13 protein-coding genes are annotated in these 14,521 nt (G+C 72.0%); 6 read left to right on the top strand and 7 right to left on the bottom strand.

Annotated elements, in window-relative coordinates; all coding sequences use genetic code 11:
* Window positions 1–7 precede the first annotated feature (7 nt).
* From BJ981_RS29055 to BJ981_RS29040, 4 genes are read right to left on the bottom strand one after another with little or no spacing between them, the layout of a single operon-like run.
* Window positions 8–1,234 carry an ABC transporter permease gene (locus tag BJ981_RS29055; protein WP_184616620.1) on the bottom strand — a complete coding sequence of 409 codons (1,227 nt, stop codon included), beginning with the start codon at window positions 1,232–1,234 and terminating at the stop codon, window positions 8–10.
* Window positions 1,231–1,974 carry an ABC transporter ATP-binding protein gene (locus BJ981_RS29050; protein WP_184616619.1) on the bottom strand — a complete coding sequence of 248 codons (744 nt, stop codon included), beginning with the start codon at window positions 1,972–1,974 and terminating at the stop codon, window positions 1,231–1,233. Before BJ981_RS29050 ends, BJ981_RS29055 begins: the two co-directional genes overlap by 4 nt.
* Window positions 1,971–3,020 carry a peptidoglycan-binding domain-containing protein gene (locus BJ981_RS29045; protein ID WP_184616618.1) on the bottom strand — a complete coding sequence of 350 codons (1,050 nt, stop codon included), beginning with the start codon at window positions 3,018–3,020 and terminating at the stop codon, window positions 1,971–1,973. Before BJ981_RS29045 ends, BJ981_RS29050 begins: the two co-directional genes overlap by 4 nt.
* Complete coding sequence (locus BJ981_RS29040; RefSeq protein ID WP_184616617.1) at window positions 3,013–3,543, bottom strand: hypothetical protein; 531 nt, start codon at window positions 3,541–3,543, stop codon at window positions 3,013–3,015. The genes BJ981_RS29045 and BJ981_RS29040 overlap by 8 nt, the downstream gene beginning before the upstream one ends.
* A 366-nt stretch (window positions 3,544–3,909) precedes the next feature.
* Between BJ981_RS29040 and aceE the strand changes: the two genes are divergently transcribed.
* Both aceE and BJ981_RS29030 read left to right on the top strand, forming a co-directional pair.
* Entirely contained in the window at window positions 3,910–6,666 is a 2,757-nt protein-coding gene (gene aceE / locus BJ981_RS29035; protein ID WP_184616616.1) for a pyruvate dehydrogenase (acetyl-transferring), homodimeric type, read from the top strand.
* A 115-nt stretch (window positions 6,667–6,781) separates the two neighbouring features.
* Complete coding sequence (locus BJ981_RS29030) at window positions 6,782–8,470, top strand: S1 family peptidase (protein WP_184616615.1); 1,689 nt, start codon at window positions 6,782–6,784, stop codon at window positions 8,468–8,470.
* 75 nt (window positions 8,471–8,545) lie between these two features.
* Here the strand turns inward: BJ981_RS29030 and BJ981_RS29025 are convergent, their stop codons facing one another.
* The 3 genes from BJ981_RS29025 to BJ981_RS29015 all read right to left on the bottom strand — a co-directional run bounded on the left by BJ981_RS29025 (window position 8,546) and on the right by BJ981_RS29015 (window position 10,882).
* The gene (locus tag BJ981_RS29025; RefSeq protein WP_184616614.1) at window positions 8,546–8,929 is read right to left on the bottom strand and encodes a VOC family protein; all 384 of its coding nucleotides are present in this window, start codon (window positions 8,927–8,929) and stop codon (window positions 8,546–8,548) included.
* Window positions 8,930–9,061: 132 nt separating this feature from the next.
* Window positions 9,062–9,793: a helix-turn-helix transcriptional regulator gene (locus BJ981_RS29020; protein ID WP_184616613.1), complete on the bottom strand. Its 732-nt coding sequence runs from the start codon at window positions 9,791–9,793 to the stop codon at window positions 9,062–9,064.
* Between the two features lie 66 nt (window positions 9,794–9,859).
* The gene (locus BJ981_RS29015; RefSeq protein ID WP_184616612.1) at window positions 9,860–10,882 is read right to left on the bottom strand and encodes a PHP domain-containing protein; all 1,023 of its coding nucleotides are present in this window, start codon (window positions 10,880–10,882) and stop codon (window positions 9,860–9,862) included.
* Window positions 10,883–11,059: 177 nt separating this feature from the next.
* On the opposite strand from BJ981_RS29015, the gene BJ981_RS38695 reads away from it, so the two are divergent.
* The 4 genes from BJ981_RS38695 (at window position 11,060) to BJ981_RS28995 (ending at window position 14,419) form a co-directional block, all read left to right on the top strand.
* Window positions 11,060–11,521, top strand: a complete 462-nt coding sequence (locus BJ981_RS38695) for a hypothetical protein (protein WP_239139563.1) — start codon at window positions 11,060–11,062, stop codon at window positions 11,519–11,521.
* Window position 11,522: 1 nt separating this feature from the next.
* Window positions 11,523–12,677 (top strand): glutathionylspermidine synthase family protein, encoded by a 1,155-nt coding sequence (locus tag BJ981_RS29005; protein ID WP_184616611.1) that lies wholly within the window; start codon window positions 11,523–11,525, stop codon window positions 12,675–12,677.
* 61 nt (window positions 12,678–12,738) lie between these two features.
* Window positions 12,739–13,188, top strand: a complete 450-nt coding sequence (locus tag BJ981_RS29000) for a DUF350 domain-containing protein (protein ID WP_184616610.1) — start codon at window positions 12,739–12,741, stop codon at window positions 13,186–13,188.
* A 121-nt stretch (window positions 13,189–13,309) separates the two neighbouring features.
* Window positions 13,310–14,419: a PucR family transcriptional regulator gene (locus tag BJ981_RS28995; protein WP_184617637.1), complete on the top strand. Its 1,110-nt coding sequence runs from the start codon at window positions 13,310–13,312 to the stop codon at window positions 14,417–14,419.
* The last annotated feature ends 102 nt before the right edge of the window (window positions 14,420–14,521 follow it).

Raw genomic sequence — 14,521 nt, 5'->3', positions numbered from 1 at the left:
CGGCGGGTCAGGCCGTGCGCAGGGCGTCGGTCGGGGACAGGCGGGCCGCGCGCAGGGCGGGGTAGAGGCCGGCCAGCGCGCCCACGACGATCGCGACCGCCACTCCGCCCCACAGCGCCTCCACGGGGATCAGCACCGTCCACCCCCGGGCCCGCGCGAGGGCGAGGGTGACCGCGCAGCCGAGGGCCACTCCCCCGGCGCCGCCGAACGCGGCGAGCGTGAGCGACTCGGTGAGGAACTGCCCGGCGACGTGCCTGGGGGCCGCTCCGAGGGCGCGGCGCAGGCCGATCTCACCGCGGCGTTCCAGCACCGAGATGACCATGATGTTGCCGATGCCGATCCCCCCGACCAGCAGCGCGATCGCGCCGAGACCGAGGAACAGCACGGCAGAGGACTCGGCGACGGCGACCCGCGCGGTGAGCGCGTCGGAGGGCCGGGTCACGGCCACGGTCTCCGGGCCGGCGGGGTTGGCCGTCGCGCCGAGGAGCCCGGCCACGGCGTCCACCTGGTCCTGCGCGGCCCGGACGTACAGGCGGGTGGGCTGTCCTTCGTAGCCGAGCAGACGCGCGGCGACCGGGAAGCCGATCAGGGCCGAGCGGTCGATCTCGGGCGCGAGGGTGAGGGGGTCCAGGATCCCGGCCACGGTGAACCAGTGCCCACCGGCCCAGATCCGTGTCTGGGCGTCCACCCGGGTGATGCCGAGCGTGCGCGCCGCCTCGTAGCCGAGCACGGCGACCGGATAGGCGCCGGTGGCGGCGTCCAGGAACCGTCCCTGGCGGATGTGGCCGTCGAGGGTGGCCGGCAGCGCGGCGTCGCAGGCGCGCAGGGCCAGGCCGCCGGTCTGACCGCTCGGCACGCGGTCGGTGCGGTAGACGTTGCGGCCGAGCAGCTGCGCGGTGGGGGCCACGCCGGTCACCCCCTCCACACGGCGGATCATGCGGGTGGCGTCGGCGGGGAGCATGGTCTCGGCGCCGCCGAGATCCTTGCCGTTGGCGACGGTGAGCAGGTTGGTGCCCAGGCGGTCGATCTGCTCCAGCAGGGCCGCCTGGCTGGAGCGGGTGACGCCGAGCACGGCGACGATGGCGGCGATGCCGATCGCGATGCCGAGGGCCGACAGCAGTGCGCGGGGCCGCCGGGCGCGCAGGCCGAGCGTGCCGGTGGGCAGCAGGTCGGCCGCCCGCATCCGGCTGGAGGGCACGCGAGGGCCGTCCACTCCGGCGCGTCCCGCGATCATCGGCGGCCTCCCTCACGGGCGCCGGTGTCCACGACGACGCGGCCGTCGCGGATCTCCACCCTGCGCGGGCAGGCGGCGGCGACCCCGGCGTCGTGGGTGACGATCATCAAGGTGGTCCCCTCGTCGTTCAGTTCGCGCAGCAGCGCGACGATCTCGGCTCCGTTGGCGGAGTCCAGGTTGCCGGTGGGCTCGTCGGCGAAGAGGATGGCGGGCCGTCCGACCAGCGCGCGGGCGATGGCGACCCGCTGGCGTTCCCCGCCGGACATCTTGGCCGAGCGGTGCGCGGCCCGGTGCGCCAGGCCCACGCGGTCCAGCGCGGCGGCGGCCAGGCGACGGCGCTCACCGGCGGGCACGCCCCGGTAGAGCAGCCCCGTGGCGACGTTCTCCAGGGCGGTGAGGCTGTCGAGCAGGAAGAACCGCTGGAAGACCACGCCGACGTGGTGGGCGCGCAGCCCCGACAGCCGCCGGTCACCGTACCGCTCCACGGGGTGGCCCGCCAGGCGCACCGAGCCGGAGGTCGGGCGGTCGAGCGCGGCCATGATGTGCAGGAGCGTCGACTTGCCCGAGCCCGAGGGGCCGAGCAGGGCGACCATCTCCCCCGCCCGGACGGTCAGCGAGACGCCGCGGACCGACTCGACCGGGGGTTCGCCGGGGTAGACCTTGCGGACGTCGCCGAGCTCCAGCACCGGCGGGCCGGACGGCGGCGAGGGGGCCAGGAGTGAGGAGGCGGGCGCGGTCATTCCACCGGCACCTCGACCTGGACGCCCTCGTCCACCCCGGTCACCTCGACGACCCCTTGGGCCTCGTCGAACAGCCCCGTCCGGACCGGGACCTTCCTGCGCTGGTTCCCGGCGGCCGTCACGACGGCGAACCTGCCGCCCGGCTGGGCGAGCAGTGCCACGATCGGCACGGTGAGGACGTCTCTGCGCCGCTCGACGGTGATGTCCACCTGCACGAGCGCCTGGTCGAGGGCCTTGACGGGCTTTCCCTTCAGCGTGATCGTGACCGGGACCGCCGACTGGGACTGCCCGTCCCCCTGCGACTCCGGGACCGTCTGGGCGACCGTGCTCACCCGGGCCACCGTGCCCGGGCGCGTGCCGCCGTCGGGCAGGGTGACGATCACCTCGTCGCCGCGGCGCACGGTCGGCGCCATGGTGGGGTCGAGCGACACCGACACGACGGGGACGGCGCTGCTGCCGTGCAGGATCGGCCCGGCCGCCGTGTCGCCGATCCGCGCGTCATGGCCGGTGACGCGCAGCGCCCGGGGCAGGAAGATCACCTGGCCGAGCGGGACGGTCCCGGTGACCGGGAGTCTCGCGTCGTGCTGCCAGCGCCGCACCGCGTAGTAGGTGCCGAGGTCGTAGCGGCGGTCGACGGTGAAGCCGGTGTAGCCGAGCGCGCGCAGGTTGCGTTCGAGTTGCAGGACGTCGGCGCCGGTGGTCATGCCGAGGGCGAACGGCCGCCAGGCGGGCCGGGCGCCGTAGAGCAGAGGGACGCGCCTGCCGTCCGCCTCGTAGACCGCGCGGCCCCGGGTGACCCTCTCGCCGATGGCGGGCAGCCTGGTGAGGACGCCCCCTCTGCCGGTGACGGTGTAGGCGCCGTCATAGGAGACGGTCCCGTTGACCTGCCGGCGCTGGGCGACGTCGGCGCGGGCGACCGGCGCGGTGCCGGTGGGCACGGGGGGTGTCGCGGCGGCCCGCGGCTCGGCGGTGAGCAGGACGCGCCCGGCCCCCGCGGCGGCGAGCACGGCGACCCCGGCCACGATGATCGTCACCGTCCTAGCCATGGGATTCCTGCGGGTTCCTCACGGTGAAGCCCCGCTGGGGGAGGTACTGCCGGCATGCCTCGAACTGGCGCCGGAAGCCGGCCTTGCCGTGGGCGGTCAGCCGCGCGGGCAACGGGAAGGCGCCGTCGGGGTCGGGGTCCGGCCACTCGCGCAGGCCGTTGTCGCGTATGCAGCGCGCGAGCTTCTTGAGCTGGTCCATCTCGGCGGCGCTGACGGAGCGGCCGCCGCCCTTGGCGGGCAGGCGGTCGGCGATGGATCTGCAGGCGTTCATCGCGGCCTCGGTGGGCTTGCGGGTGCCCGGCGGCAACGTGACCTCGCCCGTGCGGGGGTCGACGACGGGGTCGGGAAAGTCCGGCATCCCGTGGCCGCGCAGGCACCGGGCCAGTTCCCGGTAGCCGGAGAGGAACTGCCCGGTCCCCGTGGGGGACGGCGTGCTCGGGGTGCTCTGGGCGTTCTGGGGGGAGGACGCGCATCCCGCCAGGAGGACGGCGAGCAGCGGCAGCGCCGTGAGTTCGCGCATCATGATTCTTCCTAGCCTCGTAGGTGGACGGCCCGGGGCCGTGCCGTCAAGGCTTCCCTGCGGTGGCGCGTGGCACATCGCGCGCGTGCGGGGTTGAATGTCCCCCTTGAGGGGGAGGCAGAGGGGTGCGGGCACCCTGAGGGCCCCCCTGCCGGGAACAGGATCATGTCTCCGGTTTTGTATAGTTTGCGGCCAGTGACGAAAATCGTCCTACCATCGGTGGTCTAGGCCATGGCTGCCTGCCTGCCAGCAGGGACACCTTGTTACCGGACGGTAGAGATGCACTTTCCGGTGCAAGCGGCCAGGATGGAAGACGACCTAGACACCGTAGAAGAGGCTTACCAGTCCATAATCGGAAGGCGAGACCCAGTGGCTTCCGGACGCCAGCGTTTCTCGATCATCAGCGACGGCCTACCCAGCCAGCTGCCTGATGTCGATCCCAGCGAGACTCAGGAGTGGCTCGAGTCGCTTGACACCGTCGTGAAGACGGAGGGTCGTAGCCGAGCCCGCTATCTGATGCTGCGCCTGCTCGAACGCGCGCGCGAGCATCAGGTGGGGGTGCCCGGACTGCGAAGCACCGACTACATCAACACCATCCCGCCGGAGCGCGAGCCGTGGTTCCCGGGCGACGAGTACGTGGAGCGGCGCATCCGCGCCTATATCCGGTGGAACGCGGCCGTCATGGTGACCCGGGCCAACGCCCGCACCAACGTCGGCGGCCACATCGCCACCTACGCCTCGGCGGCGTCGCTGTACGAAGTGGGCTTCAACCACTTCTTCCGCGGCAAGGACCACGGTGAGTCCGGCGACCAGGTCTTCATCCAGGGGCACGCGGCCCCGGGCATCTACGCCCGGGCGTTCCTGGAGGGCCGCCTGAACGAGTCGCAGCTCGACGCCTTCCGTCAGGAGCTGTCGCACGGCTCCAAGGGCCTGCCGTCCTACCCGCACCCCCGCCTCATGCCGGACTTCTGGGAGTTCCCCACGGTCTCCATGGGCCTCGGCGCGATCGGCGCGATCTACCAGGCGCGGTTCAACCGCTACCTGCTCAACCGCAAGATCAAGGACACCAGCCGCAGCCAGGTCTGGTGCTTCCTCGGCGACGGCGAGATGGACGAGCCCGAGTCGCTCGGCGCCATCGGCGTGGCCGCGCGTGAGGAGCTCGACAACCTGACCTTCGTGATCAACTGCAACCTGCAGCGTCTCGACGGCCCGGTACGCGGCAACGGCAAGATCATCCAGGAGCTCGAGTCGTTCTTCCGGGGGGCCGGCTGGAACGTCATCAAGGTCGTCTGGGGCCGCGACTGGGATCCGCTGCTCGCCGCCGACGTCGACGGCGTGCTCGTGAACAAGATGAACACCACCCCCGACGGCCAGTTCCAGACGTACTCCGTCGAGTCGGGCGAGTACATCCGCGAGCACTTCTTCGGCGACGACCCGCGCCTGCGCAAGATGGTCGAGCACCTGTCCGACGACGACATCCGCAAGCTGTCGCGGGGCGGCCACGACTACCGCAAGGTGTACGCGGCGTTCAAGGCGGCCCGTGAGCACGTCGGCCAGCCCACGGTCATCCTCGCCCAGACCATCAAGGGATGGACGCTGGGCAAGGACTTCGAGGCGCGTAACGCCACGCACCAGATGAAGAAGATGACCAAGGCCGAGCTCAAGGAGTTCCGCGACCGGCTCTACCTGCCGATCCCCGACAAGGACCTCGAAGGCGAGCTGCCTCCGTACTTCCACCCGGGCGAGAACGACGAAGAGATCGCCTACATGCGCGAGCGGCGCGCCGCGCTCGGCGGCTACCTGCCGAAGCGCCTCACCCGCGCCAAGCCGCTCAAGCTCCCCGGCGACGCGGTCTACGCCGACCTGAAGAAGGGGTCCGGCAAGCAGAACGTCGCCACCACCATGGCGTTCGTCCGCCTGCTGAAGGACCTGATGCGGGACAAGGAGATCGGCTCCAGGTTCGTCCCGATCATCCCGGACGAGGCCCGCACGTTCGGCCTCGACGCGATGTTCCCGACCGCGAAGATCTACTCCCCGCACGGCCAGACCTACGACGCGGTGGACCGCAATCTGCTGCTGTCGTACAAGGAGTCGACCGAGGGCCAGATCCTGCACGAGGGCATCAGCGAGTCCGGCTCCATGGGCTCGGCCATCGCCGTCGGCAGCTCGTACGCCACCCACGGCGAGCACATGATCCCGATCTACATCTTCTACTCGATGTTCGGGTTCCAGCGCACCGCCGACCAGATGTGGGCGATGGGCGACCAGATGGGGCGCGGCTTCCTGCTCGGCGCCACCGCCGGGCGCACCACGCTCAACGGCGAGGGCCTGCAGCACGAGGACGGCCACACGCCGCTGATCGCCTCGACCAACCCCGCCACGGTCGTCTACGACCCGGCGTGGGCGTTCGAGATCGCGCACATCGTCAAGGACGGCCTGCGCCGCATGTACGGCGAGAACCCCGAGGACGTCTTCTACTACCTCACCGTCTACAACGAGCCCTACCCGCAGCCGGCCGAGCCCGAGGGCCTGGACGTGGAGGGGGTTTTGAAGGGGCTCTACCGGTTCGCCGAGGCCCCGGACGTCGAGGGTCCCCGGGCGAACATCCTCGCCTCCGGCGTGGCCGGCCGCTGGGCCCTGGAAGCCCAGCGCCTGCTCGCCGAGGAGTGGGGCGTGGCCGCCGCGGTGTGGTCGGCGCCGTCGTGGTCGGAGCTGCGCCGCGACGCGCTGGACTGCGAGGAGCACAACCTGCTCAACCCCGAGGCCGAGCAGCGCGTGCCGTACGTCACCCGCGTGCTGACCGACGTGCCCGGCCCGTTCGTGGGCGTCAGCGACTACATGCGGGCCGTGCCGGACCAGATCGCCCGGTGGGTGCCGGGCGACTGGGCGTCGCTGGGCACCGACGGCTTCGGCCTGTCGGACACCCGCTCGGCGCTGCGCCGCCACTTCCACGTGGACGCCGCGTCGATCACGCTGGCCGTGCTCACCGAGCTGGCCAAGCGGGGCGAGGTCAAGCCCGAGGTGCTGCGCGAGGCCATCGCGCGCTACCACCTCAAGAACGGCGTCACCGAGGTCGTCGCCCAGCCGACCCCGGAGAGCAACGAGACGCAGTCCATGGGGGTCTGACCCCCACCGGCGTCACGGGCCCCGCGCGACCGGCGCGGGGCCCGTCGTCGTCTCAGGGCGGGTTTCAAAGTCAGTCACAAGCCATGAACAAGCGGGTTGTCTCACGATGGCCCACGTGAACGGATACATCACTCGAAAGCTCTCGCTGGTCGCCGCGGCGGCCGCGATCGCCCTGGGCGTGACGGCGGGCGCGGCGACGGCGGCGAACGCCGACGGCGAGCCCGACGTGCCGGTGGGCACCCGCCTGGCGGCCAAGGCGCACCCGGCCGTCCAGCTGACCAGCCTCACCTACAGCGGCCAGGTCGTCGTCCCCACGCCCGAGATCAAGCAGTCGGCGCTGCAGGCGCTCGCCCGGCAGGCCGCGACCGCCGCGATCACCGGGAAGATCGCCCAGGACGAGCGCAACATCGCCAAGTACATCTTCCAGAAGATGGCCGCCAACCCCAACGCCTACCTGCGCGCCGTCGGCCCCAACCGGTCGGTCGACGCCGAGGTCGGCGGGCTGTGCACCGGCTGGTGGGTCACCCCCGACGGCTACATGGTCACCGGGGCGCACTGCGTCGAGACCGGCGAGGAGCAGCTCGGGCAGATGTTCGCCCAGCAGGCGCTCGCCAAGTTCAACAAGGAGGACGCCGCCGCCGTCCTCCAGGAGCTGGGCGACTACCAGACCGACGAGGAGATCGTGAAGCTGGCGACGCAGATCTTCGTCACCTTCAACAACACGCACCTGAAGATCCAGGGCCTGCAGAAGCAGCTGTCGGTGCTGCAGAGCCTGCCCGGCGGCGGCGTCGACAAGACCGCCAAGCCCGTCCCCGCCGAGCTGGTGTCGGTCGGCGAGAGCTACCCGGGCAAGGACTTCGCCCTGCTCAAGGTCAACAACCAGCAGAACCTGCCGACCGTGCCGCTCGGCGACGACGGCGACGTGCAGACCGGCGACACGCTTTACATCAGCGGCTTCCCCGGCCTGGTGACCAACACCCCGTTCTTCAGCCTGGAGTCCAAGCTCGACCCCGCGCTGACCGAGGGCCCGTACAACGCCAAGCGCACCACCCAGACCGGCGTGCCGTACATCCAGACGCAGGCCCCGGCCTACCACGGCAACTCCGGCGGTCCGGTCTTCAGCCGCCAGGGCAAGGTCATCGGCATGCTGATCGCCGGCTCGGTCACCGACGGCGGCGAGAACACCGAGAGCCAGACGTTCGTCCTGCCCGTCAGCGTGATCAAGGAGAAGCTGAACGAGAAGAACGTCAAGCCCTCCCAGGCGCTCACCTCCACCCGCTACTCCGAGGCGCTGGACGACTTCTTCCGCCACCACTACTCGCTCGCGCTGCCGAAGTTCCGCGAGGTGCAGGCGCTGTTCCCGAACCACCCCTACGTCGCCAAGTACATCAGCGACAGCCAGCAGGCGATCTCGTCGGGCAAGGACGAGACGCCGTCCTCGACGCTGCCCTGGATCCTCGTCGGAGGCGGCGCCGTCGTCGTGGTCGTCCTGGCCGCCGTCGTGATCCTTTCGCTCGGCCGCAAGCGTCGCAGGGCCGCCGCGCCGCCCGTCCCCGCCGGGTTCGCCGCGGCGCCGCCCTGGCAGCCCGTGCCCGGACCGTACGGCCCGGCCGGGCCGCAGCACGAGCTCGCCGGCCCCCCCTACCACGCCCCGCAGGGCTACCCGGCCCAGCACGGCGCGCCTCCCCGTCCCCCGTACGGCGGACAGCAGCAGAATGCCGGGGACGAGCGGCAGCTCGCCGACCTGGAGCGCGAGCTGGCCGAGCTGCGCCGCCGGCTCCAGGACCGCCCCTCGGAGCATTGACCGGCCGCACGAGGCCCGTCGCGTGACGCACGCGGCGGGCCTCGTCCCGGTCGGGCGCGCCCCGCGGCGCCCGGCTCAGGGGCGCGGCGTGAACAGGCCGAACAGGTTGCCCGCCGGGTCGGTGACGTAGGCGAAGTCGGGCCCGTTGGCGTTGCCGACCGCCTTCGTCACGGTCTTGCCGCCGAGCCCCTCGATCCGGTCGCACGTGGCGGCGACGTCGGCGACCGCGACGGTGAACACGGCGTGCCCGGGCGAGGCGCCCTTGGTGCCGTAGACGCCCCCCTTGGGGGCCTCCCCGCCCTGGTAGCGGATCAGCCGGTAGTCCAGGCCGTCCTCGGCCGAGCCCCCGTCTGTCTCGAACGACCAGCCGAACAGCTCGCCGTAGAAGCGCTGGGCGCCTTCGGGGTCGTCGGTGGCGACCTCGAACCAGGCGACGGTGTCGAACGGTGGCGTGCTCATGACGCTGTGTCTCCTCTGATCAGGACGGTCGTGGCGACGGGCCGCGCGTGCGGCCCCGCCTTTCGAACACCTCCACGATCCCGGAGGAAGGCGACAGCACTATGTCGGTGTTTTCGAGCCGATTTCAGAACATCAGTCCAGTGCGGGGTTGCGCGCGATGACGTTGGGGATGTCGGGGGCGAAGTCGTCGAACTGACGGCGGGCGGAGGCCGTCTCGCCGGTGAGCTCGGCGTCGTGGATGCGGTCCAGCCGGAACACCCGCACATCCTGCCGCAGCCGGCAGTACCCGACCAGGTACCAGAAGCCGCCGCGCCCGCCGACGAAGACGCCCGGCTCGACCTCGCGCCGGGTGAGCGCGCCGGAACGATCCTCGTAGGAGATGAGCAGCACGCGGCGATGGTGCAGCGCCTGGTCGATGACCCGCGCCGCCGCGGCGCGCTCCCGCGAGGCGTCCGGCCGGGTGTCCTGGCCCGCGTCGCTGATCAGGTGGACGCGGGAGGCGAGCTCGCGGGCGCGGTCGCCGTCGGGGCCCGGCATGGCGGCGACCAGCTTGCGCAGCGCGCTGCGGGCGTCGGCGGCGAACGGGCGGTCGCGGGCCTGGCTGAGGGCGACCGCGATGGCCACGGCCTCGGCGGGCGTGAAGTTGAGCGGGGGAAGCGACATGGCCTTGTCGAGGACGTAGCCGCCACGCCGTCCCGGCTCGGCGTAGATGGGCACCCCTGCCTGCTGGAGGGCGGCGATGTCGCGCTCGATGGTGCGCACGCTCACATGGAGGCGCTCGCTCAGCTCTCGTGCGGACCGGCACCGGGGGGAGATCGCGCGCAGCTCCTCGACGAGCGCGTACAGCCGATCGGTACGGTTCACACCCGCAAGTTACGCCCGGGCACCGACATTCGGGGGGCCCGCGAACGGCGCGCGTCCGGATCCGGACTAGCCGGAGGTCCAGGCGAGCAGATCGGCGAGCGGCCAGGTGTCCACGACGCGGGCGGCCTCGACGCCGCACCGGACCGCGCGCTCGCAGCCGTGGTGCTGCCATTCGAGCTGGCCGGGGGCGTGGGCGTCGGAGTCGATCGAGAACAGGCAGCCCATCTCGTACGCCTGCCGCAGCAGCCGCTTGGGCGGGTCGAGCCGGTCCGGGCGGGAGTTGATCTCGACGGCCACGCCGAAGCGGCGGCACGCCTCGAAGACCACCTCGGCGTCGAAGGCGGACTCGGGCCGCAGGCCGCCCCGCCTGCCGCCGGCGCGCACCACGCGGCCGGTGCAGTGGCCGAGCACGTCCACGCGGGGGTCGGCGACGGCGGTGACCATCCTGCGGGTCATGTCGGCGGCGTCCATGCGGAGCTGGGAGTGGACGCTGGCGACGACCACGTCCAGGCGGTCCAGCAGCTCGGGCTCCTGGTCGAGCGAGCCGTCGGGCAGGATGTCCACCTCGATGCCGGTGAGGACGCGGAACGGCGCCAGCTCGTCGTTCAGCGCGGCGATGACGTCGAGTTGCTCGCGCAGCCGCTCGGCGGACAGGCCGCGGGCCACGGTGAGCCGCGGCGAGTGGTCGGTCAGGGCCAGGTACTCGTGACCGAGGCCGCGGGCGGCCAGCGCCATCTCCTCGATCGGCGACCCGCCGTCGGACCAGTCGGAGTGGCTGTGCAGGTCGCCCTTGAGCGCGGCGCGCAGGGCGGCCGTCGCCTCGTCCAGATCGAGGCCCGCGGTGTCCTCCAGGCGGCGCAGGTAGGTGGGCGTCCCGCCCTCCAGGGCCTCGGTGATGGCCAGGGAGGTGACCTTGCCGATGCCCTTCAGCTCCGGCAGCCCTCCGGAGCGGGCGAGGCGCAGGAGCTCCTCGCGGGGCAGCGCCTCGACGGTGGCGGCGGCGCCGCGGAAGGCCCGCACGCGGTAGGTGGGCTCGCCGGCGCGCTCCAGCAGGAAGGCGATGCGCTTGAGGGCTTCGACCGGGTCCACATCCGCGAATCTACCGGGCGGACGGCCCCGCCGGCCCCACGTGTCCCCCCGGGCCGACGTTGACACAAATTATGCCTGCTTTATCGGGATCTTTCATGCGAAGAAACTATGTTTGGGACAGCCACGTTGAACGGTCCAACGGTACGCTGTTCTCACTTTTTCGAGAGATGGACATCAATGGCGAACCCTGGGCAAAAGCCCGTGCGCTCCCCTCACCCCCTGGCACGGAAGGCCGCCCCCTCCGCGACGGTCCCGGGCGCCGCCAGGAAGAAGAAACTGGCGTCCAGCGCGATCACGCTCGGCGCGATGGGCGTGCTGTCGACCCTGCTCGTGGGCTTCTGCGCCGCCCAGGACACCTTCGCCCAGCGCACCACCGCCGACTGCGTCGACCTCACCGACCGGCAGCCCGACGGCACCTACCGCACGGTCGACGACGACCTCTGCGACGACGATGACGGGCACTCCGGCGGCTACCACGGATCGCACGGCGCCTACGGCTGGTACTACGGCGGCACGCCGCGGGCGGGACGGGTCGGCGGCGGCACGACCGTGCGCCCGGCGAACGCGCGCGTCGACACCCGCTCGGGCACGGTGCTCCAGCGCGGCGGCTTCGGCGGCCGCACCTCCGGGGGGAGCTGAGGTGCGGCGCGAGACCTCCGTGCCGCGCGACGGCTGGCAGGAGATCATCGAGTCGCAGGGCCTGGCCTACCACCGGACCGCGCACCCCGGGCACCTCACCCGGCCGTACTGGGACGAGAGCGTCCACTACAGCTTCACCATGGACGAGGTGCTCGCCCTGGAGAGCCAGACCGAGGAACTGCACGGCATGTGCCTGGAGGCGGCCGGGCACGTCATCGCCACCGGCCGCTACCGCGACTTCGCGATACCCGACTGGGTGGCGCCCGAGATCGAGGCGTCCTGGCGGCGCGGCGACCCGCACGTGTACGGCCGCTTCGACCTGCGCTACGACGGCGCGGGCCCGGCCAAGCTGCTGGAGTACAACGCCGACACCCCGACCAGCCTCGTCGAGACCTCCCTGATCCAGTGGTTCTGGCTCAAGGACGTCCACCCCGGCGACGACCAGTGGAACTCCGTCCACGAACGCCTCATCGCCCGGTGGAAGGAGCTGCCGCTGCAGAGCGGCCCCGCGCACTTCGCCTGGACGAACATGGACGAGACCGGCGAGGAGGCGATGACGCTCGGCTACCTGCAGGAGACCGCCGAGCAGGCCGGCCGCACCACGGTGGCCATCGCCATGGAGGACATCGGCTGGGACCCGGCGAGCGGGCGCTTCCTCGACATGGAGCGCCGGGTGATCCGCACGCTGTGCAAGCTGTACCCCTGGGAGTGGGCGGTCGCCGACCCGTTCGGGCCGCAGGCCGTCCGGCAGCAGGTCTCGATGACGTGGATCGAGCCGCTGTGGAAGATGCTGCTGTCCAACAAGGCGCTGCTCGCCGTCCTGTGGGAGATGTACCCCGGCCACCCCAACCTGCTGCCCGCCTACCTGGACGGCCCGCGCGACCTTCCCGCGCACATCCGCAAGCCGCTGCTCGGCAGGGAGGGCGCGGGCATGCGCGTCGTCACGCCCGGCGGCGTGGAGGAGACCGGCGGTGAGTACGGCGCGGAAGGGCACGTCTACCAGGAGTTCCAGGCCCTGCCCGGCTTCGACGGCTGGCGGCCGGTGCTCGGGGCGTGGATCGTCGGGGACGAGGCGGCCGGGCTCGGCATCCGGGAGACCTCCGGCCTGATCACCGATGACTCCTCCTCGTTCGTCCCCCACCGCATCGTCCTTTGACGCTTCCCCACCTGGACGGCCTCCCGCGGCCGGAACCCCCCACCTCGCAGAGGAGAGACATATGACCATCGCGCTCGCCGTGCCGCTCGCGGAGGCGCTCGGACGAGGGGCCCTGGCCATCCTCGCCTACGCCGTCCTCGGCGTCCTGCTGCTGATCGCCGGCTTCTACGTGATCGACATGGCGACGCCCGGCAAGCTGGGCAAGCTGATCCAGCAGGACCGCAACCCGAACGCCGCGCTGCTCGCCGCCTCCGGGCTGGCCGCCGTGGGGCTCATCGTGGCCGCCTCCATCTGGTCCTCGGGCGGCGCGCTGCAGGAGGGGCTGCTCGCCACGCTGGTGTTCGGCCTGGTCGGCATCGTCGCCCAGGCCCTCGGCATGGTGGTGTTCGACCGGGTCGTGGGCATCTCGGTGCGCGAGCTGACCCGCCGGCCCGAGCTGCAGCCCGGCGCCGTCCTGCTGGCCGTCACCCACCTCGCGATCGGGCTGATCACGGCGGTCGCGGTGATCTAGGCGGCGGTGATATATCGCACACACGTCGCCCCATGAGACGTCCGCACTCCGTCCCACCTGGCACCCTAGGGGTGTGAACGACCGGGTACGCGAGGACACCGCACGACGGCTCGAACGCGCGATGGGCAGTCTCGGCACCGCGGCGATGGCCCGGATGGACGACCGTCTGCCCTGGTACCGCGCCCTGTCGGCGGAGGACCGCTCCTGGGTGGGCCTCGTGGCCCAGGCCGGCATCGCCGCCTTCGTCGAGTGGTTCCAGAACGCGGGCGGGGGCAGGCCCGCCCCCAGCATCGAGATCTTCGGCACCGCGCCGCGCGAGCTGAAACGCTCGGTCTCTCTGCAGCAGACCGTCGACCTGGTGCGCGTCGTCGTGGAGGTCGTGGAGGCCGAGGTCGCCGACCTGGCCGCGCCCGGCGGCGAGGAGCAGCTGCGCAACGCGATGCTGCGCTACACCCGCGACGTGGCGTTCGCCGCCGCGCAGGTGTACGCCCGCGAGGCCGAGGTGCGCGGCGCGTGGGACGCCCGCCTGGAGGCGCTGATCGTGGACGCGCTCGTGCGCGGCGAGGTGGACGACGGGCTGCACTCCTGGGCCGCCGCCCTCGGCTGGACGTCCTCCCCCGTCGTCGTGCTCGCCGGGTACGCCCCCGACGCCGACCCGCAGACCGTCATCGACGGCATGCGCGACAAGGGGCGGCGCCTCGGGCAGGACCTGCTGGCCGGCGTGCAGGGCGACCGGCTGATCGTCATCGTCGGCGGCGCGGACAGCATCAAGGACGCCGCCCGGCACGTCGTGCCCCGCTTCGGCGCGGGCCCCGTGGTCATCGGCCCCGAGGTCCCCGACCTGCACGCCGCCGCGCGCTCCGCCCGCGCGGCCACCGCGGGCCTGCGGGCCGCCGCCGGCTGGCCGGACGCGCCCCGCCCCGTCCTGGCCGAGGACCTGCTGGCCGAACGGGCCATCGACGGCGACGACGACGCCAGGGCCCAGCTCATCGAGAACGTCTACAAGCCCCTGGAGGGCACCCCCCTGCTCGACACCCTGGCGACCTACCTGGAGCAGGGGACATCTTTGGAAGCCACGGCCCGTCTGTTGTTCGTCCACCCGAACACCGTGCGTTACCGTTTGAAAAAGATCACAGAACTGACGGGCTACCAGCCGACCGAGGGGCGGTCCGCCTTCACCCTGCAGGTCGGGCTGATCCTCGGCCGGTTGTCGCGTACCGCTGTGACGTGACCAGGTTCTGTAACCGGCCGGAAACCGTGCCTGGAGGTTTCCTACAAAGACCCCCCGACAAAGTTCGTACGGATCATTAGCAGTGTGGTGAACTCCTACAGG

Source organism: Sphaerisporangium krabiense, from assembly GCF_014200435.1.
GTDB classification, from domain to species: Bacteria; Actinomycetota; Actinomycetes; order Streptosporangiales; family Streptosporangiaceae; genus Sphaerisporangium; species Sphaerisporangium krabiense.
The sequence above is the reverse complement of the archived record's forward strand: the minus strand, read 5'-3'. Positions and strand labels throughout refer to the sequence as shown.